Origin of the sequence: Mesorhizobium sp. M8A.F.Ca.ET.165.01.1.1, from assembly GCF_004792065.1 — a bacterium.
Taxonomy (GTDB): domain Bacteria; phylum Pseudomonadota; class Alphaproteobacteria; order Rhizobiales; family Rhizobiaceae; genus Mesorhizobium.
In genome coordinates this window covers 93,497-116,963 of record NZ_SRTH01000015.1, presented here as the reverse complement: position 1 = coordinate 116,963, position 23,467 = coordinate 93,497, and the positions used below count along the sequence as shown (strand labels likewise).

Genomic DNA, 23,467 nt, shown 5'->3' with positions numbered 1-23,467 from the left:
TTCAGTACAATAGCGAGCTCTGATGCTAGCCGGTCCATCCAAGGCCAGCGGATATGCAGTTGATCGACAACAGAAGCGCATTGATTGCCCGCTTAGGACTTGGCTTCGAACCATCATGCGTTCGGACCTCATGCAGTAACTTCACCTGAAGCTTGTGGATGTCGTCCATCTGCGGTCGGGTTCGGTCGAAGTGGCGCTTAAACGCAGGAAAGCGTCGCGACAGGTCGACCGGGCCGGTGATCTCCCCGATTATGCGGCGCGTCAGCTGATATTCGGCAGCAATCTTCTTATGGATGCGCTCGCCTGTCTCAGGATCAGTGACAAGCCCGGCATATAGGCGGCCAATTTCCATGTCAGCCTGGTATAGCGTCTTGTCCACCTCATCGACGATCAGGCGGAAGAAACGCGAACGCTCGAACATCTGCTTCAGCAGATTAATGCCATGATCGCCTCGCACGGAGACGAACGAATTCAATGCGCTGCCGATACCGTACCATCCCGTCAGAAGATGACGGTTCTGGCTCCAGGCAAAGACCCACGGTATGGCTCGAAGATCAGCAAGGCTGCTTGCACCAAAACGACGCGGAGGTCTCGACCCGATCTTCAGGAGGGCGAGCTCTTCGACGGGACTCGCCTGGTTGAAATAGTCGATGAATCCCGGCTCGTTGATCAGGCTGGCATAGGAGGCCTGCGACATGCCGGTCAGGGCATCGAGCGCTTCTTCGAATTCCGGATTGTCCTTAAGTTCGGCCTCGTCGGCCGACTTGACGCTGTGGGCCAATACACTCGCGGCGAGGATTTCGAGCTGATAGAGCCCTGTTCCGCGATTGGCGAATTTCGAAGACACCACCTCGCCTTGTTCAGTCACGCGCATCACGCCACCAACTGTTTGCGCGGGCTGGGCCGCGATCGCCCTTCCAGTCGGCGCACCGCCACGGCTGACCGATCCACCACGACCATGGAAGAAGCTGATCTTGATCTTGTTTTTCTGACCCGTCCGCGTGAGTCGTTTCTGGGCTTTGCTCAATTCCCAGTTAGAGGCGAGGAACCCGCCATCCTTGTTGGAGTCAGAATAGCCGAGCATGATCTCCTGACGGTTGGCGAAGTCACGTATCGATCGACGAACAATCGACGTCGCCAGCAATTGATCCATGATCTCTGGTGCTGAGCGCAGATCGCCAATCGTTTCGAACAGGGGCACGACCTTGAGCCTGATCGTGCCAGATCCATCGAGAGCGGTCGCCAGACCGCAATACTGGGCAAGGAGGTATACCGCCAGAATGTCCTCGGGAGACTGTGTCATGGACAGGATGAAGGTGCCGATCGACGTGTTACCACTTTCAAGCGCAGCGTCGCGAATGACATCAAACAGATCGAGGAGTTCACGGGCTTCCTCACCAAGATTGTCTCGTTTGATCTCGAGCCGTTCGCCGGCGTGAAGGCTTTCGCGTATGCGCGCCGACCACTGTGGGCTTCCAGGTTGACACGCCGGAACATGCGGCGAGGCTGCTGCGAACAGTTCCGCCAGGACGCGATTGACCACCGTCGAATTCTGTCGGATATCCAGCGACACGGTGCGAAAACCAAAAGTATCGAGCTGCCTCACCAGCGGATGGACGAAGCGTTTGGCAATCAGATTGCCTCCGATGGCGTCAAGCACCTTCGAAAGCGATAGCAGGTCCTTCCTGAAACCCTCTTCATTCTGATAGGCAACACCACTTCCCCTGCCATGCAGCGCATCAAGCCGACACAGCATGGCTGCAGCGAACTGCCGAAGAGGTTCATTCGAATTCCTCGTCGCGATCTGCTGTCCATCACCGCTTTTATCAAGCGCCACCGTCAGCGCAGATCCAAAGAACTCCGGCATATCGACAACATTGGAACTGGCACTCAAAACTGTGACCAGCCGCCGTACCTTTTCCCGATACCATTCGATGGCCGCGTTGCGACACTCAGACAAGGCAAATGCAGTGATCTTTGCCGTCACATAGGGGTTGCCATCGCGATCGCCCCCAATCCAGGAACCATAGCGCATGAACGACGGCGTCTTGAGATCATGCTGCGGATAGTGCCGGCGCAATGCTCCCTCCAAGGTCTCATAGAGCTGCGTCGTCGCCTCAAAAATCACCTCACGAAAAAAATGCAATCCCCAGGCAATCTCTCGCTCGACGGAAGGGCGCTCCAGCCTTAGCTCGCCGGTCATCCACAGGATTTCGATCTCACTCTTCAGATCGCGGACCAGAGTATCGCGCTCACGTGGCGCCCATCGCTGCTGCTCCAGTTCCGTCAATTTGCGGTAGATGCGCCGGTGAATCTCAAGCACCGTCACGCGCTTTGCTTCGGTAGGGTGCGCCGTCATCGTCGGTCCGACACAGAGCCCGTTCAGGACCTCCTGTACAGTCGCGGCCGAGTAGCCTTGCGCTGCGATCTGGCCAACCACATTGGAGAATGACCCGATCACCTCGTCGGCCCCGCCGGCCTGCTCAAGCTCCCGGCGTGAGCGCATTGCAGCCAGTTCTCTGGCAATGGCCAGGAGCTGAAACCAGATGCCAGCGGCCTGCAGAGCGGCGATGCGCCGTTCCTTTGGCAATGTGTCGAGATCGACTTGCCCATTCAGCACTTCGGCTATGTCTGGCTCGCGTTCGGCCACAACCGACAAGAGCAGTCGGAACAGCAAGCTGCGGGCATCTTCACGGAAATTCATTGGCCGATTTTCTTCCAAAACATCGCCCTGCTCGTCTCTTGGGCGATGGTCCTGTTCCGGGAGCATGATCATCTTCGTGACCCTTCGGCCCCTGGGGCATACTTGAGGGGTTTCTGATATTCCTGCAATGAATTTTATATTCATATCAGTGTAAAAGCAACGCTTCAAGTAGCATATTGTCGGCGGCGTAGGATATAATTAAATGTAATTTTTTCAGATGCTTACAGCCTATGTCCCGCTCAGCAGCACCAGCCATCCTCCGGATGGAGTCCCCGACAGGAGCGACACAGGGATCCAGCAGATCAGCTGCGGGTCTGACGCGGTTCGCCGCGCATTTGGCACATCGCCAAGCAGTTGTGTCGACGCGAACGACGAACTTTTCGCCGGACCATCGCCATTTCCCCTTTTTCAGATGACAGAGGTGGCAAGCCCCTTGGCTGTTTGCGAAGCTCCCGTTGAGGCCAGACAGATGCATCCCACTTGGCCAGAACGGTTCTTGTCGACTCTAGCTCAAAGGGGGGCGCGTCCATCCTGCTGGGGAAGGACGCCAACGAACTCATTCGCCATCATCAGGATCGTTTCCCGCACGCGAGTTTTCTAGCAATCCACAGGGAATACGAAGGCCTCGTCAACTGCCTGGCGGACATGATTGAGGGCTCGCGGCGGTGCCCCGCAGCCGCGCGCTTCCACTTTCAAGACCTTGAATTTAATGGCTTTCATAGTCGTCACAGGAACTACGAGGTCACTCCAACCATCTCGACGCTCTAGCCTCATTTCTGAAAGCGCATAACTGTTCCTTTAGGGCAGGCATTCTTTACGAGTTCGGCGGTAGGCTCGCAAACCGAAAAGTTGCCTTACAGTAAACTTTATTGCATATGGGTATTGCACTGCGCTCGAATTTCAGTTCAGTATGGCTTACTTGGCGCCAGCCTTAGGCAAAGCGCGGACGCGATTGGGACAGTTTCGGAGGAGGACTACTGATGACGGCATCCTGGAGATTTTCGACCCTGGCGGATCGCCACCGGGCGCTGGGTTCGAAACTCGAAGACTGGAGCGGCATGGGAACCGCCTGGACCTACGACAAGGATGCCGACGAGGAGTACATCGCCATCCGCACCAAGGCCGGACTTATGGATGTGTCGGGCCTGAAGAAGGTGCACATCACAGGGCCGCACGCCTCGCATCTCATCGATCTCGCAACCACCCGTGATGTCGAAAAGATCTATCCCGGCAAATCTGTCTATGCGTGCATGCTGAATGACCAAGGCAAATTCACCGATGATTGTGTCATCTACCGGATATCCACCAATTCCTGGATGGTCGTCCATGGCTCAGGGTCTGGTCATGAAGAACTGACCCGGGCGTCGATCGGCCGCGATGTTTCCGTTCGCTTCGACGACAATCTGCACGATTTGTCGCTGCAGGGTCCGACAGCGGTCGACTATCTGGCCAAGCATGTGCCTGGCATTCGCGATCTCAACTATTTCCATCACATGCAAACGCAGCTGTTCGGCTTGCCCGTGATGATCTCGCGCACCGGCTATACAGGCGAGCGCGGCTACGAAATCTTCTGCCGTGGTCAGGATGCCGGCACGATCTGGGACAGGATCCTGGACGAGGGCAAGAGCGCCGGCATCATTCCTTGCCGCTTCACCACGCTCGATATGCTGCGCGTCGAAAGCTACCTCTTGTTCTACCCCTACGATAATTCGCAAAAGTATCCGTTCGAGAATGAAGGCCCCGGTGACACGCTGTGGGAGCTCGGCCTCGACTTCACCGTCAGCCCAGGCAAGACTGGCTTCCGCGGCGCCGAAGAGCATTACCGCCTCAAGGGCAAGGAACGCTTCAAGATCTATGGCGTTCTGCTCGACGGCAAGGAGCCGGCCGACGAGGGCGCGCCGGTCTATCGCGACGACAAAAAGGTAGGCGTGGTGACCTGCGCCATGTATTCGCCGCTGGTCGAGAAATCGATGGGCATCGCCCGGCTCGACGTCGACTGTGCAGTCAAGGACACCAAGCTCGAAATCCGCAACAAGAGCGGCTCGATCAAGGCGACGGCGCAGCCGCTGCCCTTCGACGACCCCAAGAAGATCAAGCGCACTGCGAAGGGATGAGGCGTTGGACACCACGCCGGTAAAGACGATTCTCAGTCGGCCGGTCTTCGGAACATTGTCCCCGCAGACCGGAAGCCACCACCTTTTTGTTGCTGACGCGGAAGGAGCTCTTGCTATTTCAGATATGGCCGCAAGAGCGCCGGCCGGATTTTTCGAAGGCGCCGAAATCGTCTATATCCCGGATCCGGACGGCAAACACGTCGCCGCTCTCGAAGCGCTGAAGCCGGGGCAGTTTCATCAGGCGCCGTCCTTCGCCAGCCTGCTGCCGCGACTGAAACAGACGCTGAGCAACGCCCATATGGGCCTGCGCCTCTACCTCGCCGGCACCGAAGGGCTGATCGGCCAGGCCATGCAGGTGGCGCTCGAAGCCGGCATCGATCACACCTCGATGCAAACAGAGCATCGCGGCTCGTTGGCGCGGCGCATGCAGTGCGTGCACTGCAAGGGCATCACCGAGAATGTCACGACGCAGCCGGCGACCTGCGCACATTGCGGCTTGCTGCTTCTGGTGCGCGATCATTATTCGCGGCGTCTCGCGGCGTTCCAGGGCGTGTGCATCAATGCCGAGGATCGCTCGGAAATTCCTCCAATGGAGGAGGCCTTCCCATGAGCACCGGCACCACCAAGCTCGATGTTGTCGTCAGCGATGTCGTTCCGGTCAACGACCTCGTCACCCGCTTCCATTTTCGCCGCCGCGATGGCGAGCTATTGTCGACCTTTTCCGGCGGCGCCCATGTCGTGGTCGAGATGCGCGACGGCGACCTCACAAGGCTCAATCCTTATTCACTGATGGGCTCGCCGCTCGACACGCGCGAATACACCATCTCGGTGCGCCGCGACGATGTCGGCCGCGGCGGCTCGCTGTTCATGCACCGGTCGGTCAAGCCCGGCCTGGAGATGGTGGTCAGCTACCCCGTCAATCTGTTCTCGCTCGACCTCAGGGCGAAGAAGCATCTGATGCTGGCCGGCGGCATCGGCATCACGCCGTTCATGGCGCAGACCGCGCAGCTCGCCGGGTCCGGCGGCAATTTCGAACTGCACTACACCTGCCGCACCGTCTCGCTCGGCACCTATGCCGACGTGCTGCAGGAGCGCTATGGCAACCGCATCAGGCTCTATCACGACGATCGCGACGAGCGCATCGAGCTGGACCGGCTGTTGTCGTCGCAGCCGCTGGGCACGCATCTCTATGTCTGCGGCCCGGCCGGCATGATCAACTGGGTCCGCGCCCGCGCTGCAGAGCTGGGCTGGCCCTCGGAGACCGTACACTACGAGCATTTCGCGGCGCCCCAGCCCGGCCTGCCTTTCGACGTGACACTTGCCGTCAGCGGCAAGACCATCCGCATCGGCGAGCAGCAAAGCCTGCTTGAAGCCATCGAAGCCGCCGGTGTCGATCCGCCATATCTCTGCCGCGGCGGCGTCTGCGGCCAGTGCGAGACCAACGTCATCTCGTATGACGGCAAGTTCATCCACAACGACCATTGGCTGAGCGAGGAAGACCACCGTTCAGGCTGCAAGATCATGCCATGCGTCTCCCGCTTCGAGGGCAAATCGTTGGTGCTTGAACGCTGAGGCATATCGGCGCGTTCGTCGGTCAGGAGGAGGATGTTATGGGAATTGACTTTAGAAAAGAGACGTTCCGGGGCGACTTTACCTTCAGGAACAGCCCGGAGCAGATCAAGCGCTTCCCGTTTCCGTTCCACGAAGACAGCTACATGTATGCGGTCAATATCGAGCCGCATGTTGTTGGTCCCAAGGGCAGCGTGTTGGAAAACCTGATCGACGTCGACGAGCACTATGTCGCCGAGATGCAGGACCGCGCTTTGGTGCTGGCCGAGGACCCGCTGCGCTGCCAGTCGCTGCCGCACATGACGCTGGCCGGCTGGGACCTGCTTGAGCTTCTGATGGAACAGCAGGCGCTGGGTTACCCCGAGCATTTCACCCTGGAGCGAAACGGCGATCGCTGGCGCTGGATCAACCGGCCGCTCGGCATCGATGACACCTTCACCTTCGGCGACACCTCGACGCTGCCTTACGGGCCGATGGAATACATCACCCGCCAGAGCCAGGGCGATTTCTGCATCCTCGACCAGCGCGACGGCAATCTGTGGATGGATGCCGGCATGGTCACCACCCAGGCCGACTGGTCGCTCGATTTCGACATCGGCATGAACTTCTTCGAGTGGCACGCGCCAGTGCCGCTGGCGCACGAGAAGGGGATTTTCGTCAGGGCGCTGAAATTCCTCACCAATATCCAGCAGGGCAAACCGGCCAGGCGACTGAACTGGACGATGACCGTCAATCCGCGCCTCGACACCAGCCCGGAGAATTACCACAAATGGGGACCGGACCGCACCACGGTGACGCCCGAGAATGTCGGCGACAAGGTGCATCTGCGCGTCGAATTGCAGAGTTTTTGGCGGCTGCCGCGCTCCAACGGCATCGTCTTCCCGATCCGCTGCTACCTCATCAAGATGGACGAACTGGTGACGCAGCCGAAATGGGCGCGGCGCCTGCACCGCGTCATCCGCGACCTGCCCGAAGAACTTGCAACCTACAAGGGCCTTACACGCTACCGCCCGGCCCTGATCGATTGGCTGTCTAAACTCGACGACGGGAGCCCGACTTCGCCCGGGTTTGGGCCGAACTGACCCTACCGACGCAGTCGCAGCAAGACATCAGCCGGAAAGGTATCGAACTCTTGTCGATGCACTGGGTCCTGTCGGAACTTGCTTTGGAATAACGCCAAACGGACGGTTTTGATCATCTGATTTGTCTCCCCAGCTGGGGCCGCTCCAACAAAGAGTGGCCCATTTTTTACGGATTCGATCTTGCCACGATCTGACCTAGACCATTTTGTGAACACAAACACGGGCCGCAGCGGGATGATTGGCCAGAGCTAAGGTGGGATCGCAAAGCGTCATGCCAGCCCGGATGGGCGCTAACTAGGTCTTCGTCGAGGAGGTGACGGCGGCATCGGTCATCCGCTGTTTAGCGCGCCCTGTTTCTTGTTAGTCTCGAAAACCTCGGTCCCGATTGCCGGGCGCGAGATATTCTCTCACCATCAGCTCATTTGGCACAAAGCGCACTCGCATAGCGGCACGCAAGTCGAGTGGCATCTTCGCCCGCCACGCCCGGAGCCGCCGCGCATGCTCGAATTCGACACCTCCGACGCACTCGCCGCCAGAGTGGCGACCGGCGTCTGTGTCGCCATTACGCCCCCTCTCTGCCTGCACCAGGGCGCTGCCCGTATCGAGAGCGTCGAGTTGATGCCGCTGCTGGGACCCGGGTTCTCGCGCGAGCTGACCTTTCACCCGCCGCGAGAGCGGGTTACCACGGCTTCTGAAGCTTGCTGCCTAGCTCGAGCACAAGGTGGAATGCATAATGTTGAACCCTGTAGGCGAAGGTTGATTCGAAACATCGCCCGAGGCAGTGCTCCAGTTTATGAACAAGACCTCCGCCCTATTCACGAGTTGCCGGCATGGCTCCTGCCTTTAAGGCGATGGCGAAGCTCCGCATTCAAGCCATTCAAGCCAACCGCCACGTGCAGCGCGAGACGTCCCTGGGAGATAGCTCGTTGTGCGCGCAGGGAAGCCGTTACCTACAACGATGTTCTATCATGAAATGTTATTCGCTCACATGTCTTGACTTCTGCGGTCTGGATGTTAGCGTGACGGTGGACAGCGAGGAGCATATACCGCCCCGCCATTGGATTGGCTGCATTTAACGGTCGTCTAAGCGTCGTCCCCAATCTTCGTTGAGCGATCTCCTGAAGCAACCGCGGTTCAAGCAACGTTTAAGATGGACCGCGACTTTGCACCTGCTCAGGCGATGCACCCCTTGATATGTTTTGCAGTTCGTCGAGGATAGGTTGGTTGATTTTTGGAGGTAGCATTTGACCGGATCGTCGAAACGCCTGATTGTGGGAATTAGCGGAGCTTCGGGCATTATCTACGGGATACGGGCGCTTGAGATCGCACGCCGTCTGAATCTTGAAACTCACCTTGTTATGAGTAAATCAGCGAAGCTGACGGCCACGCATGAGGTCTCACTCAAGATCAAAGAGATTGAGGAACTAGCTAGCGTTGTTCATCGCAACGAAAATGTTGCCGCTTCGATTTCAAGTGGCTCATTCGAAACAATTGGCATGATTGTGGCGCCCTGCTCCATCAGGAGCCTCTCGGAGATAGCGCATGGCACTACTTCGAGCTTATTGACGCGCGCGGCAGACGTCGTCCTGAAGGAACGGCGACGGCTGGTCCTGTTGGTGAGAGAGACCCCGCTTCATCTTGGGCATCTTAAAAGCATGGTGCAGGTGACTGAAGCTGGTGCTATCGTTATGCCACCGGTTCCCGCCTTCTATATTCGCCCTCAGACGATTGATGACATTGTTGATCATACCGTGGGCAGGGCGCTCGATCTCTTTGGAATGAGGCCTCCGGATCTCGTCAGGTGGTCCGGAGCATAGGTTCCAGCACTATACGCACCCCTCGCGCACAAATGACAGCGTGAACAGTCCTGCCCGCGGCTTGCCCACTGCTGGTTTAACTCGCACCCGATCGAACTTGGGAGGACGAAATGCCCCACGTCGCAGAGAAGGACTTGTGGAGTTTTTCTCTAGAACTCTACGCCCGCCCAGGAGTGAAGGAGCGTTGTATCAATCTGCAGGATGCGCTTGGGCTTGATGTAAATATCGCATTTTTCTGCCTCTGGTGGTCCGATCCTTCAGCAACCTACCTCGACCAAAATGCGTTCGACGCAATAATTGCTCCGGCTGTGCGGTGGCACCGCACGGTGGTTCTCCCAACGCGCGCGGCCCGCAAGGCGTCAAAAGGCGGCATGGCAAACCTGCCGGCTGGACAAACAGGCGACCTCTACCGTGCACTTCTGAAGGTCGAGATTGACACCGAGCATGCCGAGCAAACGATTCTAGTTGGAGGTGCCGTCGAACATACTGGCACCCTACCGTCTGGGCTCCGGGTTTCCGCGTCAAGGGCTGCCTTGAACATCGCGCTCTACAGCTCGCATCTTGGCCGCAAGATGGATGTTCAGGACTTTGACGACATGGCCGCAATTATCGCCCTCTGTTGCGGCGTGCCGCCACTGACCGCTCTTTCACACTTGTCCGCTTCGGTATCCTCGATCGGATGATTTTATGCCTCACCGGCCACTACAACGATGGCTTACCGATAGCAGTGGCCGCTGTGAGGCTCCAGTGGGCGACCCAAGCGCGTTAGCGCCAAAGCTCTAGGTTCGGGCGGAATACCATCTAGAACGCCTCGATCGCGATGACATAGTGCGAACGAGCTGCTTCAACAAATTCGCGATTCCACGCACCGATCGGCACTGCAAATTCTTTGCCCAGCCCTGGTACTGTGCTGTGATGCCGAATCTCGCGATCGAAAAATTAATTGCACGTCGAGGCCGATCTGGAACTAGCGATTTATCGCTTTTACAGCTCGTGCCAAAATCTGGTTTCGACCGATGAGCTACAAAAGTTTGACCGTCGATGGCCAGGATGAAGTAGTCGCATCCCGTCGAGTCGTCGTGCACCTGGATGAGACCTTTGCCAAACATCTAATAGGCACCGCTAGTTATACAACCACAGACCTTTCGATAAATGTATATGATGTAGCTATCTAGCGCAAGATCGAAGTGCGGGAAGGGTGCCGTAGCCCGCTGTGCAAGGCACCTGTCATTTCGTTGAGCGGCTTCGGTTTCGACGGAAAGGTGTGGATGGCAATGAGCAGGCATTCAGTTGGACCGAGGAGAAGCGACGAGACAATGAACGCTATTTTAAAGGCGGCTGAAAGCCTGGTGTTGGAGGCTGGTCACGCAGGCTTTTCCTTTGAGGCGGTGGCACGACGAGCACATGCGGGCAAGCCAACGATCTATCGATGGTGGCCAAACAAGTTTGCTTTGCTAAAAGATATCTACGAGAGGAGAAATCATGGCGCCGCCCCAATTTTTAAAGATTCCTTTGAAGAGGACATAGCCGCCTGCCTGACGCAGGTATTTAACAGCTGGTCTCGTGGATCAGGCCAGATATTGCAGTGTATGTTCGCAGAGGCTGTGTCAGCCCCTTTAGTGAAATCGTCGCTTCGACAGGTGGTCTTTCAAACTTTTCGCCAAATGGAGACTGCCTTCACAGCAGCGATTTCCCGAGGTGAGGTGCACAGCGCTATCGATGTGCAGCATGCTATCGAAATAATAGCATCCTATTCAGTGGCGCATCTGCTCGTAGCCGATGCGGTCAGGCCAAATCTCAATCAGGTCGCATCATGGTTCGCCCACGGCATGACCGCTGGCGGCGTCGACTTGATTCAAAAACAGGTTCGCTAGCTCCTTCAGACATGTCGGGATATCGCGGGCGCGGGAAGCGGTTCTTACGCGCCAGGCCACGGCGTTCGGGTTGCCCTCATGGCTGGCATCGACAGGTGCCTTCAAGCGCATCGTTCGATCGCGGTAAATGGTGGTGCTGGACGTCAGCGTCACCAACAACAAGAGGTGAACGCAAATTCGGCTAGATGCGGCAATGTCGAATGCTGGAATTATCAGGTCGACTGGTTGGGAATTTTGAAACGCTTGCAGGCTCAAATGTGCTGAGGGCGCACTGGCGCTGTATCCCCCTTACCGGCCCATGCCCCACCTACTATCACCTTCAGCGCTCTCACGCTCGGCCACTCTAAGCTCGGCTATGGCGAACTCGCTGTTGCGCGACAGACGGTTGAAAACGCCCTCCGCGCGCTCCAGATCCTCTGCGGACACACCTTCAAACAAGACGTCGTTTACGCGGCGGACGAAGTGGTTGACAGTTACGACCGTCTCCTCGCCAACCGCAGTCAAACTGACAAGCACACTTCTGCGGTCATCGTCAGCAGCGAATTTTTGCAGGAGGCCCATACGGATAAGCCGGCCGACCTCCGTCGTTACGTGCGTCGGCGCGAGATGAATGTATTGAGCTAAACGCTTTATCGTGACGCCCTGCTCACCTTGGCGGTATGCAACGCCGGCGAGGACGGCGAACTGCGAACCGGTCAGACCGATCGAGCGACCAAACGCATCTCGGCAGACCGAAAAGCGTCCCAGCACCTCAACGAAAAGGTAAATCACCTGTCGAAAGCGGTCGTCGCTACCTTTGTACAAGAGCTCGCGGTGTGAAACGGTTAACGGGGGAGAAAAGGGCGCTGGCTGCGACTTGCGTTTTCGTACTCTCCCTTGAGCGACTTCCTTGGTCGTTGTCACTTTCGCCATCCATATACCTCTATCTGCGCAGCCGTAGGGGATAAGCGTACAATCCCAAGGAGCACTAGTTACATCACAAAGCTAACTCAATCAAAGAGGGGATTGGGGATTTCCGCAGGACACTCATATCCGCGACATTTGTGTTCCCCCTTGCGATCCTTCCGTTCTCGTTCCAAAAAAAGCTTGATAAGAAACGTACATTTTGTAGTTATAGCCTCTAGATTGAACGCTCGCCACGAGGACCCTCATGCAATCCAATATCCAGGCTGCCCTCCCCTCGCACCGCAAGCTTTATTATGGTGGCGGATGGCACGAGTCTCTGACGGGTTTGAGCGAAGAGGTTTTCGATCCTGCTACCGGAGCAAGTCTTGGCATCACCGCGATTGCAGGTAAGGCGGATGTTGACGCCGCTGTAGACGCCGCACAGGCAGGCTTCCGAGAGTGGCGACAAACAAAGTTGCAAGATCGGGTCGCACTTTTGCGCAAGGCGGCAGCAATCATCAGAGCCAATGCCGAGCGGATAACTCTGACAGATTCTGTCGATTCTGGTGGCCCATACAAGCGGATGATTAAGGACGCCGAATCCGGAGCCGCCACCTTCGAGTTCTTCGCAGGACTTGCGACGGAAGCAAAGGGAACCACTATCCCCTTCAGTGCAGATTCAATCAACTACACGGTGAGGGAGCCCCTCGGCGTGGTCGTGCGTATCAATGCGTATAACCATCCATTTCTGTTTGCCGCCCAACGCGCAGCCGCCCCGCTCGTTTCGGGTAACGCAATTATTATGAAACCGCCCGCCCAGGCGCCACTGTCCACGCTGCTGTTTGCAGAACTGGTTGGCGACCTGTTTCCACCCGGGGTATTCACGGTTTTGCCGGGAGGACTCGAATGCGGCCAAGCGCTTGTCGAGCACCCGAAAGTCGCCATGGTTGGCTTGATCGGGTCGGTCGCCACAGGAAAGGCCATCGCTCGCTCCGCGGCCGGGACGTTAAAGAAACTCAGTCTCGAACTAGGGGGCAAAAATGCTTTGATAGCCTTTCCCGATGCAGACCCCGCGAAGGTCGCAGCTGGCGCGGTCCAGGGCATGAATTTTACATGGTGTGGCCAGTCCTGCGGTTCGACGTCTCGTGTTTTCCTGCATGAGAGTATTTACGACGAGGTCATTGGGCACATCGTGGCATCCGTGTCGAAACTCACGGCCGGCATTCCATCCGACCCGGACACGGACATGGGATGCCTCGTCAGTGCAGAGCAATTGGCAAAGACAGAGCGTTACGTTGAGTACGGCAAGGAGGACGGAGCGACGCTGATCTTCGGTGGTAAGAGGCCAGAGGATCCCCGGCTTTCTGGAGGCTTCTTCTACCTTCCGACAATTTTCAAAGATGTCTCGCCGTCCATGCGAATTGCGCGCGAAGAGATTTTTGGTCCGGTAATGTCCATCATTCGCTGGTCTGACGAAGAGAGCCTGTTCCAGGCTGTAAACGAATCAGAGCTGGGGTTGACCGCCTCGATCTGGACCGAAAACCTGAGTACCGCCCACCGTGCGGCCGCAAGGGTCGAGGCTGGGTATATTTGGGTCAACGGCTCGAGCACGCATTTCCTTGGCGCGCCATTCGGTGGTTACAAGCAGTCCGGCCTCGGACGGGAGGAATCCATCGAGGAACTTCTTGCATGCACTCAGCTCAAGAATGTCAACATTGCTTTCTGATGGGTTCGGGGGCGACCCGCAATATGGATGCGGGTCTTCCTACGAACGCCGACAAATCAACGCACGTTCACTTCCACGGTGATTTGATGGTGCTCGACAATGGGTCCAAATCGCGACGACATGTCAGCGTCCTTGGTTGAATGTCCGTCGCCAGTCGACCTGGATAAGTTTCGGATACAAACTGACATTGTTGTCCGCAGCGACTCGGCCCTATTTGCTCACTCGGTCTCGCCAGGGGACGCCAGAGAGCCGCACTGTTCAAGGCGACGCCGACCGGGATCCGGTGCCTCCGGTGAGAGCGAAGGCGCCAAGATGGATGTAGGATGTAGGCACCCTAACGGCAGTGCAAATCCTCCGAGTTCAGAAGCTGGCGTACTGTGCAATTTGCCGATGCCACGGTCGACTGCTTTGCTGGTCAGCTGGAGCCGTGCAGGCGCGACCGAGGAAAATGACGAGGAATGTGAACAGTTCGCGAAGTTGGCAGTGAGCCTCCAACAGCGCCGATCACCAGCACGATGACCAATCCGCAACTACCGCTACGGAAAGGGCACGTCGGCTCAGGGTCTGTGCGAATAAATTATACCCAGACCTCACTCCGGTTATCGGCGCCGGCATTCGCATGAGATTGGAGGCCGCCCTTCTACTTGAATACCTGCGGCCACTTCTGCCGGATTCCTTGGGCCTCTTGGATGCCAAGCGCTGTGGTGGGCGCGTAGGTGCCCAGCTGCTGAAACGGAATGCAGGCATCGATGATCATTTTCGAATGTGAGGTCAAACCAATATCCCGATGCGCTGGGGGGATGCGAGGATCGAGCGAAGAGCTCCAAGCGTTCCGGATAATGTCCACATCCTCAGACGGTTCGGCTCTCGTGGTTATGGCCCACATTACGTCATTGAGACTTGTGGGATCGATATCTTCATCGACCACGACCACTAGACGCCCCATATAGCTATGCGCGGCCGCAATGAGCGCTGCGCGCTTAGCATGACCGGCGTAGCGCTGCCGGATTGCGACGACTGTCATCAGTTGCGAAACGTGCTGCCAAGCTCCTACTACGTCGGTGACACCAGCTGCTTCCAGGTTGCTCCAGATGCTGGCAGCACGGAACGACAATCCGAAATGGAAGCGTGGTGGCTTCAAAGGCGGAGAGCCGAAAAGTATTGGATCGTTGCGAAAGTAAGTGGCGTCCACCTCCATCACCGGGCCTGGTCGAGAATCGGCCGCGTAGTAGCCGGTGAACTCCCCGAACGGCCCTTCTGGAAGGCTTTCAACAGCCATCGGCAGTAATCGCCCTTCAAGGACTATCTCCGCCCGTGCGGGGATCGGAAGGCCAGTAAGCGGCCCCTTGAACACCTCTACCGGCGCTCCGCGGATGGCGCCCGCAAAGTCAAGTTCCGATGCTCCCTCCGGGAGATACTCAAAGCCAGCGATAAACAGTGATGGGTCCTGGCCATTGACGACGGCCACGGGGCAGGCCTGGCCGCGATCCCAATATTTCTTCGAAATGATCGCACCATGACGTCCGTTGTGATCGAATTGAATAGTGACGCGATTTCGACTGTGGACTTGGACGCGGTAGATCGAGCAGTTGACCCAGCCAGTATCGGGGTCTTGCGTCAGGACGACGCTGCCAGACCCGATATAGGGGCCCCCGTCCAGCTTGTGCCAGACTGGGCTTGGGAAACGAGAGAGGTCAACATCCTGGCCACGCGCTTCGTTTTCCAGAACTGGGATGTCTTTAGTCTCTACAGGCGCGATCGGCTTCAAGCTCGTGCGTCGAGTTTTCCAAAGCTTCAGTGCTTCCAGTGCTGGCAGGTTGTAATCTATGCCAAGGGCCAGCGCTGCTCTCCGCGCACTGACCGTTGCGTTGGTGAAAACGCGGTTGCCAGTCGCCTGGCCGGGAATGTCGTTGAACAAAAGGGCTGGACAGCTTGCGTCGCCGGCAGCGACTTCGGTGATAGCGCCTATCTCATGCATAAGGGATGCGCCTGAAACGCGCCGGAGATCGCCTATGTCGTCCACCAACCCAATGAATTCGCGAAGATCTCGGTAGGCAACATTCATGGCGAGCCCCTATCAGACAAATGATGCATGTGCAGTGGTTCAGATGCCCTATTTGGCAGGGTCAACCTGCAACGGCGACGCGTCGACTCCCCAAGCCGCATTGAAAGACAATGATGTGGCAGTCCCGTTGGCGGGGCACAGCAGACACCGCGTTGGCGGCTATGGTGGGCAGCGTGTCGCGTACCTACCATCCGTGCGGCCACATCGCGTTGTCTGGAATTGTTTCCGAACCCACTGGGGGCGCGAGATGCCGATAAGTACCGCCGTGGAAAAGGAGGGGATCGGTCCCGGCTTCGGAGTTGCGAGTTGCGGCAAGAACACGCCCGAGAAGGATAATATGGTCCCCTCCATCGTAGCGCGCGTAGACTTCGCATTCAAACCACATCAGCGCTCCCCCGATCAGGGGAACGTTGATCACATTAGCCTCACGGATTTCGACTCCGCTCCATTTATCCGCCATGCTCCTGGCAAACCGGCTAGAAAGCTCGGACTGCGCCCGCGCCAAGATGCTTACGCCGAACCGGTCAGTCGCGTTCCAGGCTTCCAATGCCCGAGCCGTCCGCGCAATGCTGAACGACACAAGCGGAGGGACAAGCGAAACCGAGTTGAACGAACTAACAGTCGCACCGATCATCTCGTCGCCGACGCAGGTGGTAACGATCGCAACACCCGTCGCGAACGTCGCGAAAGCATTCCGAAGTTCCCGGCCGTCCTCTAACGTGACGGGCTGGCCGCTTCGTTTGTGCGAAGGCCCTGAGGCCTGGAGTGAACTAATCGAGGGCAAGAGCTTTGTCCACCAAGTTAGTTGCGCGGCGCATGTCGTAGCTTCGCAGCATATTCTGCTTAACAATGAACGACGCGCCGCCGTAGAACTTCTCGTACTGTTGATGCCGGTTACCAAACTCAGAGCCGACGAAGTCCCACGCCAGCCGCATTAGCCGAATGCGATCGCGAGCAGACGTTATTCCGGACGCCATGTAGCGCTCAATATCGGAGGCAGTCTCCGGGCTGTCGAGATCTTTCACCGAGGAAGGCATGGTGATCATCGCTGCACCGGTCAGCTCTTTCACCACCTCTATCATGCGGGGGTTGATCTCAGATTGAAGCGCCATCACCGAATAAAGCGCCGCTGGATCAGGCCACATGAAACCGCGCTCATCATAGGTCGCTGTGGTCTCCTGCGCTTCCAGCATCTTCTCCACGATCGACACCAGGGCTGTCAGTTCTCCCATCTGTACCATCACAGGCGGAAGCCCTGAGTTACCGGTAGTTTCGTTCATTCGCTGCAGCAAGCCGACCATAAAGCGGAGCTTGGTCGCGTAGCGAGCCTGCGCCTGAAGGTTGCCATAAAGATGCGAGGGTGTCTTCCACCACTGGTCGCGACACACCTCAATGTTGCGATAGATGAACACTTCTTCCCACGGCACGAACACGTTGTCCAACACCACAAAACAATCAGATTCATCGAACCGGCTCGTAAGCGGATAGTCGAAGGTATTGGTAGCTTGCAGAGCGAAGGGACGCCGAGGATAGAGCTTCAGACCTGGAGCGTTCATGGGTATGGCGACGCCAATGGCGTAGTTCTCGTCACCCGCCTGAAGTGGGTGAATGCAGCTTAGGTAAAGGTAGTCAGAATAAACCCCGGCAGTAGCCAATTGCTGGGCGCCGGAAATCACGATCCCGCCATCCTTCTCCTTCACGACACCTGCGTAGAGAGTGGGATCACTTTGTTTGTGCGCCGGCTTAGACCGGTCGATCTGCGGCGGCACAATGGCGTAGGTCGCCCAAAGGTGATTTTCGCGCAGCTTTTCGTAGAAAGAAACCACGCGCTCGCCGTATTCCTTGCCGCCGGCTGCGAAAACTTCCGGAAGTGCCGCATAGCCGCAGAAGAAACCAGATACGTGGTCGGGTGACCTGCCGATCATCCCAAACGAGGCCTCAGACCACGTTTCAGACGCCAATCGCCGTGCCTTAAGATCCGCGTGGCTCTTAGGAATTTGATAAGCGCGCAACACGCGGTTGCCAGAGGTCGGCGACACGAAAGTCATCCGCTCCTCCATCGCAGGGTCAGAGGCGATGTCGAATAGCCGAGCAGCCGACCTTGCCCCTTCCGCGAAAGCAGGATGCGTCGTGACGTCACGAACACGTTCGCCATCAACGAAGACGGCGCGACCGTCCCGAAGCGAGTTTAGATACTCCTCACCCGTTCGCATGCTCCTTGAAGACTGAGCCTTTGCGGCGTCGATGGCATGGAGACCAGGATTCATCGAATGCACTCCTACTTGATTGATCTAATTAGATACATACATATTGTAGCTATTTTGGTCAAGCAGAATTTTTGGCGACCCGCTTTCCTATCTCTCGGTCTGCGGGGTGCCCTGATTGCAAATAGGACCCGCCTGTCAGGTTCGCCCGGAATCCCGCTCTTTGAAGACATTGAGCTTGCGATACTCAGTAAGGCACTCCACCACGACGCATTTACCATCGCGAACCATTGGGATCGCCTCACTCAGCGCTGCCAGATACTCGTCGTAGCTAGTAATGGGTCCAATACCTATTGCTCCGAAGCCTTTCGCAACAGAAACAATCTCGCATGACGGGTCCACCAGGCTCATTGCCACGCCGGCGTTCTCCGTGGGACGATTACGAAGTTCCGCCATTCGGACTTGATGATGCTCATCGCTGAGGAAACTTCTGTTGTTGTTGACCACAATCAGGCTTGGAATGCGGTATTTGGCGGCCGTCCAAATCGCCGAGGAGCCTGCAAGAAATTCTCCGTCACCTATGACTGCGACGGGGAGCTGGCCATTTTTGCTGACAACGATCGCACTGCCGATCGCTACGGGAACCATCATGCCGACGGCGCCGCCAGCTTCTCCGGACAGGTCGAGGCTCAAACCCGTCCCGAGTTTCATCACACCAGGCGCTTGGCGACGCGAATTGCCGACAGTGATACAGTACGGTTCATTCGCCAGCTGTTCCGCCAAGCCCGTCCAAAGTGATGTCTCGGTCAGCCGTTGCCCTGCACGGTTCGAGGCTATTAGCGCCGCTTGTCGTGCAGATAGCTCGGCCTTGAACGCCCTTAGTTGAGTACGCCGGCCCTCTACCCGAGCTCCCGACGACGTATCGGCTTCAATTTTGGCTTTACAGCATCGCAGGAGCTCTGGGAGGGCCGTTGCCGGAGAAGCGAGGATAGGTAGGTCTACAGCTGGCAGGGCTTGATATTCGGCGGTAAAGCCGCGATGTAGCAGCTCATCGCTCGAGATGTTGATGATCTTAACACCTGCGGGCAGGTCGGCCGTTTCGCCGGCCAAATCCGTACAATCGAGCGCAAGAACGACGTCCGCCTTCGACAAAATCGCCTTCTCGTCTCCGGTGAAATCAAGGTCGTGCGGACTAGGAAAGCTCCTCCATGCCCAGCCCTGGTCAAGGACAGGCATGGCGAGCATCTCCGCAAGATCCACCAACGCCTTGCTCGAAGTCTCGTCTCGTCCGGACCGGTCGGCAATAGCGACGGGAAATCGACTCTTGCAGAGCCAAGAGGCTGCTTGTTCAACCAGTTCAGGAGGTGGAAACGGCGATGCAGCGGGCGCGAAACGGGTCTGATCCGGCAGAACAAAATCACTTGGGACCGGTGCCTCCTGAATATCAGTGGAAACACAGACATAGACAGGGCCTGGCGGTTCCTGCCGCGCAATGCGATTTGCCCTGAGAAGAGCTTCTGTAAGAGCTGCGAACGAGGCGGGCTGATCATCCCATTTCGTGAAGTCGCGGACCAGATTGCCCTGAACGTTTGCCGTATGCATGCCGTCAATCAGCGGCCGTCGCTTCGCGGCGTCTACGGGTCCCGTGCTGCCGATGATGAGCATAGGGCTCCGGTCGATCCAACCGTCGAAAATTCCCATGGAGCCGGCCAAGAGACCGACGACATTATGCAAGATGACCCCCATGGGCTTGCCGGAGGCCCTGGCGTAACCGCGGGCGATGCCCACGGCGGAATTCTCATGAATGCACAGAAGAAGACCTGGATCCTTATTCCCTATGTGGTTGACGAACGAGTCTTGCATTCCCCGGAAGGATGCACCGGGCATTACAGCAACGTATTCGATGTCCATTCGGTGCAGCATTGCAGCGACGACATCCGACCCCCACTCCGGCCCGTCTTTCGACGGGCCGGACTTGATGACGGACTCAAGCATTATAGTTTTTTGCACGTTAAAACCTATCTACATACCTAAAAAGCAATGACTAACTAAAGCTCGAGTTTGCCAGATCAACCTGGGTTTCCAGCGACACACGAAGGTCGAATGCCGACTGAGCCACCCACAGCTTGTCGATAAAGAACGGCACGATCAGTCCGGATTCTTCGGCGACGAGGCGCAAAGCCTCCTGAAAAAGGCTTTTTTGCTTCGCTTCATCCAGCGTAGCCAGGGCCCCGGCAACCAGATCATGCAACTTGGGGCTTTTGAACCGAGATTCGTTCACATGGGAGTCCTCGCCGTAGGTGATCGGAAGCCGGTCTGCTGCGTGGCGGGTTGTCCAGTAGGTCACATACATCGCCCCATGCAGCCAGACTTGATCCCAATAAGTCGAAGGCGGGTGCTGCTTGACGGTTACTCTAATTCCAGCCGGGGCAACGATGCCCGCAAAGGCAACGGCAAGATCAACCATTCCTCCGAACGATTCCGACGTTCCCAATTCGATATCGATACCGTTGGGATATCCGGCTTCCGCGAGCAGCCTTTTCGACAGTTCAATATCCTGCGAGTGATCTACGTCTGAAGGATATAAGGGATCCGTTGGAGGCACGGGAATGTCGTTGCTGACTTCGCCATAGCCTAGATAGGAAAGGTCTAGTAGCTTCTTGCGGTCTATAGCGCGCTTGATTGCCATTTGAACACGCGGATCATTGAACGGCTTCTGAGTCGAATCCATGGCAATGCACATCATTCGATCAGCGGTGAGCCGTGCCAGCTTTACCTTGCTGTTGCCCTCAATCGTCCGAGCGAGCGAAGGTTGTATCGCATCACACGCGTCGAAATCGCCGGCAACCACTGCCTGCAACTTAGTCGCCTGCTCCGGGATTACAGAAACGCGAATACGCTCAATCTTCGACGCTCCACCATAATACTCGTCATTCCTTACAGCTTCCCAGCCCTTGCCAGGCGAATAACTGACAAGCTTAAATGGACCGCATCCGATGGCTTTGCTCAGGTCCGTTGTCCGCGTTTCGAAGCCGGTCGGAACGATCGCTGACTGCCTCGTGCCGAAAGTAAGCGGAAGGAACGCGTCGGGTCGCAACAGGCCGATCGAGATCTCGTGATCGTTTTTCACCACGATACGCTTGGGATCAATCGAGGGCGCAAGCCGCGCAAAAAGATCTGAGCCGACATTTTTATCAATCAGGCGGCGGATCGTATACTCGACATCCGCAGCGGTGAACGGGCGGCCGTCATGCCACTTGACGTCCTTTCGAAGATAGAATGTCCATTCGGTCGCGTCGCTGTTGGGCTCCCAGCGCTCCGCAAGATGTGGCGTTAGCTTATATGTCGCATCATAACGAACCAGATGATCGTAAACCACGCCGACGACGACATGTGAATTGGTTATTTCAGACAGCGCTGGATCAAGCGTTTCTTTGACCTGGGCATCGCCAATGGCGAGTTTGATCTCTGTTTTGCCGGCAGCGTGCGCCTGAGAGATTAGTGAATCTACGATGCTCAAAGGCGCTAGAGCACCTAGCGCAAGCATCATAGCGTGGCGTCGACTGATGTTCCAGCCGACAGCTTCCTGCTGCTTCTTCATGACCAGTTCCCCTGTTTTAGGACGGCCGAAACGCCGCCAATATTAATCTACCAGATTAACATATCTCTGTCATCTAAAATAGCACCTAAAATCGTACATATTCTGTCGGGAAACGCGTTGGCCGCGCGGGGGCCACAAGCGTCAGATGACAAGCTCTGTCACAACATCGACAAGAGCGGGGCGTCCGCTACGAACGATATCCATTGCTTTTCTCAAAGTGCTCTCTAGATCCTCCAGCCGTTCTATCGGGCCGAACGCCTCCAACCCGTATGATCGCGCCATAGCAGCGAAATCGATTTTCGGATCGGTGAAAACATTGCCCAGCAACGCATTTGCTTCAGCGCGGCCTCGTCGGGTCGCAACGCGCTGTCCGTGGGCCAGCGTATTTTTGTAAGCTCGGTTGTTGTCCATGATAATCAGCATGGGAAGATTTTGATTTGCGATTGTCCATAAAGCCGACGGGCAGAAAAGAAGGTCACCGTCGGAGATAACTGCAACTGGGACACTGCCGTCGCTAAGTCCAATAGCGCCGCCTATCGCGGCTCCTGGCATATAGCCACAGCCCCCTCCGCCCTCGCCGCCCAGATGCGCGCGGTGCTTGGTCATGTCGATCAGCTTTTTGTCCCACCCGTACATTGACCCAGTAACCAGGGTCCAATCGAGTTCAGAGAGGACCGTTTTCATAGTTGCGGCCAGAGTCGACAGTGAGATGCCCGTCTGTGTAGACACATCCTGGCGCCATTGCGCTCTCGCCTGATCGACTACGCCCTCGATCTGCGCGCGCCGGCGCCCGGATTGCTCGGCGACATCAGGAAAGTGAACGATCTCTTGGAGGATGGCCTTCAAGGCAGGCGCAGCCGCGGAGGTGACCTGCTCGCTGGCGCGCGGGAGCTTTAGGTAGTCCTGCGACCAAGAACGGATGCGTAAGTGCGCCGGGCTTATCCAGATCACTTCCGTCTCGGGACGGATATGGGGGAGAACGCGGCCGTCGCGATCTTCGACGTCGATCGCCAAGATCAGATCAGCTTGCGGCACTACTTTTTCTTCCAGATAGCTGAAATTGAGCCGGTGATTGGTCGGGAAGTTGAACCTCGCTCCGCAGTCGACTACCGGACACTCCAGTAACTCAGAAAGCTCACGAATCGAGTTGAAACCTTCAAGTGTCTCGCCAGCGAAATCGGTAACGATTACAGGTAGCGTAGCGCTTGCAAGACGGCTCGCAACAGATTGCGCATGCTCCCGACTGAGGGCCGGCGACGTCGGTGCGTTGTTTAGCTTGCGCCAGTGGGTAGACGCCGAACTTCCGATTGGGGCGTCCTGAACGGAAGTGTCGAAGCACACGTAGACCGGACCTTGCGGGACGGCTACCGAGGTCTGCCACGCCCGCCAAAAGCTCTCCGGCACCGACTCAACGTCGAGGGGCTGATCATCCCATTTTGTGTATTCTCTGATTTGCGCACCCTGATCATGCGCTGAATGGATCCAGTCGATCCATGGTCTACGTTCCTCCTTCGAGAGCGGGCCGGTACCACCAAGCACGATCATCGGCACTCGGTCGCACCAGGCGTCGAAGATGGCCATGGTCCCGTTCTGTAGACCGACGATGTTATGCAGAATGACGGCCATCGGCTTGCCCGTCGCTTTCGCATAAGCGTGTGCGGCAGCAACCGCGACGCCCTCCTGGGGACACATGATTGCCCTGAATTCGGACCCGAAATGGGCGAGCGAGTCGGTGATCCCTTTTACACTGAACCCGGGATTGAAGGTAATTGTATCGATGCCCGCCTCAAGAAGAAGCGACATCACCAAATCCGACCCATATTCAA

The 23,467-nt window shown here is 57.0% G+C and carries 16 protein-coding genes; 8 read left to right on the top strand and 8 right to left on the bottom strand.

Annotation, left to right across the window (positions count from 1 at the left end; translation table 11 throughout):
* Window positions 1-25: 25 nt before the first annotated feature.
* Window positions 26-2,776, bottom strand: a complete 2,751-nt coding sequence (locus EN808_RS28835; protein ID WP_245525143.1) for a phosphoenolpyruvate carboxylase — start codon at window positions 2,774-2,776, stop codon at window positions 26-28.
* A 908-nt stretch (window positions 2,777-3,684) separates the two neighbouring features.
* Between EN808_RS28835 and EN808_RS28830 the strand changes: the two genes are divergently transcribed.
* The 7 genes from EN808_RS28830 (at window position 3,685) to EN808_RS28795 (ending at window position 11,160) form a co-directional block, all read left to right on the top strand.
* Entirely contained in the window at window positions 3,685-4,818 is a 1,134-nt protein-coding gene (locus EN808_RS28830) for an aminomethyltransferase family protein (protein WP_135917446.1), read from the top strand.
* A 4-nt stretch (window positions 4,819-4,822) separates the two neighbouring features.
* The gene (locus EN808_RS28825) at window positions 4,823-5,428 is read left to right on the top strand and encodes a dimethylamine monooxygenase subunit DmmA family protein (protein ID WP_135917444.1); all 606 of its coding nucleotides are present in this window, start codon (window positions 4,823-4,825) and stop codon (window positions 5,426-5,428) included.
* Window positions 5,425-6,390: a PDR/VanB family oxidoreductase gene (locus EN808_RS28820; RefSeq protein ID WP_135917441.1), complete on the top strand. Its 966-nt coding sequence runs from the start codon at window positions 5,425-5,427 to the stop codon at window positions 6,388-6,390. The genes EN808_RS28825 and EN808_RS28820 overlap by 4 nt, the downstream gene beginning before the upstream one ends.
* A gap of 38 nt (window positions 6,391-6,428) precedes the next feature.
* Window positions 6,429-7,469, top strand: a complete 1,041-nt coding sequence (locus tag EN808_RS28815) for a DUF3445 domain-containing protein (protein ID WP_135917439.1) — start codon at window positions 6,429-6,431, stop codon at window positions 7,467-7,469.
* Between the two features lie 1,244 nt (window positions 7,470-8,713).
* Window positions 8,714-9,286 carry a UbiX family flavin prenyltransferase gene (locus EN808_RS28805; RefSeq protein ID WP_135880828.1) on the top strand — a complete coding sequence of 191 codons (573 nt, stop codon included), beginning with the start codon at window positions 8,714-8,716 and terminating at the stop codon, window positions 9,284-9,286.
* 110 nt (window positions 9,287-9,396) lie between these two features.
* Window positions 9,397-9,969 (top strand): TIGR02444 family protein, encoded by a 573-nt coding sequence (locus EN808_RS28800; protein WP_135917437.1) that lies wholly within the window; start codon window positions 9,397-9,399, stop codon window positions 9,967-9,969.
* Window positions 9,970-10,602: 633 nt separating this feature from the next.
* Window positions 10,603-11,160 carry a TetR/AcrR family transcriptional regulator gene (locus EN808_RS28795; protein ID WP_245521032.1) on the top strand — a complete coding sequence of 186 codons (558 nt, stop codon included), beginning with the start codon at window positions 10,603-10,605 and terminating at the stop codon, window positions 11,158-11,160.
* A 288-nt stretch (window positions 11,161-11,448) separates the two neighbouring features.
* Here the strand turns inward: EN808_RS28795 and EN808_RS28790 are convergent, their stop codons facing one another.
* Window positions 11,449-12,072 (bottom strand): MarR family winged helix-turn-helix transcriptional regulator, encoded by a 624-nt coding sequence (locus EN808_RS28790; RefSeq protein ID WP_135917433.1) that lies wholly within the window; start codon window positions 12,070-12,072, stop codon window positions 11,449-11,451.
* Between the two features lie 238 nt (window positions 12,073-12,310).
* On the opposite strand from EN808_RS28790, the gene EN808_RS28785 reads away from it, so the two are divergent.
* Entirely contained in the window at window positions 12,311-13,771 is a 1,461-nt protein-coding gene (locus tag EN808_RS28785; protein ID WP_135917431.1) for an aldehyde dehydrogenase family protein, read from the top strand.
* Window positions 13,772-14,411: 640 nt separating this feature from the next.
* On the opposite strand, the gene EN808_RS28780 is transcribed toward EN808_RS28785, so the two are convergent.
* The 6 genes from EN808_RS28780 to EN808_RS28755 form a co-directional block, all read right to left on the bottom strand.
* Window positions 14,412-15,836: a UbiD family decarboxylase gene (locus EN808_RS28780; RefSeq protein ID WP_135917429.1), complete on the bottom strand. Its 1,425-nt coding sequence runs from the start codon at window positions 15,834-15,836 to the stop codon at window positions 14,412-14,414.
* Window positions 15,837-16,020: 184 nt separating this feature from the next.
* Entirely contained in the window at window positions 16,021-16,620 is a 600-nt protein-coding gene (locus EN808_RS28775) for a flavin reductase family protein (protein WP_272483028.1), read from the bottom strand.
* Window positions 16,607-18,103 carry a 4-hydroxyphenylacetate 3-hydroxylase N-terminal domain-containing protein gene (locus tag EN808_RS28770; protein WP_135906878.1) on the bottom strand — a complete coding sequence of 499 codons (1,497 nt, stop codon included), beginning with the start codon at window positions 18,101-18,103 and terminating at the stop codon, window positions 16,607-16,609. Before EN808_RS28770 ends, EN808_RS28775 begins: the two co-directional genes overlap by 14 nt.
* Before the next feature lie 135 nt (window positions 18,104-18,238).
* On the bottom strand, window positions 18,239-20,035 hold the full coding sequence (locus EN808_RS28765) for a thiamine pyrophosphate-binding protein (protein ID WP_135917427.1): 1,797 nt from the start codon (window positions 20,033-20,035) through the stop codon (window positions 18,239-18,241).
* Window positions 20,036-20,084: 49 nt separating this feature from the next.
* Window positions 20,085-21,641 carry an ABC transporter substrate-binding protein gene (locus EN808_RS28760; protein WP_135917425.1) on the bottom strand — a complete coding sequence of 519 codons (1,557 nt, stop codon included), beginning with the start codon at window positions 21,639-21,641 and terminating at the stop codon, window positions 20,085-20,087.
* A gap of 141 nt (window positions 21,642-21,782) precedes the next feature.
* Window positions 21,783-23,447 carry a thiamine pyrophosphate-binding protein gene (locus tag EN808_RS28755; RefSeq protein WP_281041833.1) on the bottom strand — a complete coding sequence of 555 codons (1,665 nt, stop codon included), beginning with the start codon at window positions 23,445-23,447 and terminating at the stop codon, window positions 21,783-21,785.
* Window positions 23,448-23,467 lie beyond the last annotated feature (20 nt).

Excerpts from the sequence above, each read along its gene's own strand:
- EN808_RS28800 (WP_135917437.1), top strand. The coding sequence starts at position 9,397 with ATGCCCCACGTCGCAGAGAAGGACTTGTGGAGTTTTTCTCTAGAACTC.
- EN808_RS28815 (WP_135917439.1), top strand. The coding sequence starts at position 6,429 with ATGGGAATTGACTTTAGAAAAGAGACGTTCCGGGGCGACTTTACCTTC.
- EN808_RS28835 (WP_245525143.1), bottom strand. The coding sequence starts at position 2,776 with ATGATCATGCTCCCGGAACAGGACCATCGCCCAAGAGACGAGCAGGGC.
- EN808_RS28785 (WP_135917431.1), top strand. The coding sequence starts at position 12,311 with ATGCAATCCAATATCCAGGCTGCCCTCCCCTCGCACCGCAAGCTTTAT.
- EN808_RS28770 (WP_135906878.1), bottom strand. The coding sequence starts at position 18,103 with ATGAATCCTGGTCTCCATGCCATCGACGCCGCAAAGGCTCAGTCTTCA.
- EN808_RS28795 (WP_245521032.1), top strand. The coding sequence starts at position 10,603 with ATGAACGCTATTTTAAAGGCGGCTGAAAGCCTGGTGTTGGAGGCTGGT.
- EN808_RS28790 (WP_135917433.1), bottom strand. The coding sequence starts at position 12,072 with ATGGCGAAAGTGACAACGACCAAGGAAGTCGCTCAAGGGAGAGTACGA.
- EN808_RS28780 (WP_135917429.1), bottom strand. The coding sequence starts at position 15,836 with ATGAATGTTGCCTACCGAGATCTTCGCGAATTCATTGGGTTGGTGGAC.
- EN808_RS28760 (WP_135917425.1), bottom strand. The coding sequence starts at position 21,641 with ATGAAGAAGCAGCAGGAAGCTGTCGGCTGGAACATCAGTCGACGCCAC.
- EN808_RS28830 (WP_135917446.1), top strand. The coding sequence starts at position 3,685 with ATGACGGCATCCTGGAGATTTTCGACCCTGGCGGATCGCCACCGGGCG.
- EN808_RS28765 (WP_135917427.1), bottom strand. The coding sequence starts at position 20,035 with ATGCTTGAGTCCGTCATCAAGTCCGGCCCGTCGAAAGACGGGCCGGAG.
- EN808_RS28820 (WP_135917441.1), top strand. The coding sequence starts at position 5,425 with ATGAGCACCGGCACCACCAAGCTCGATGTTGTCGTCAGCGATGTCGTT.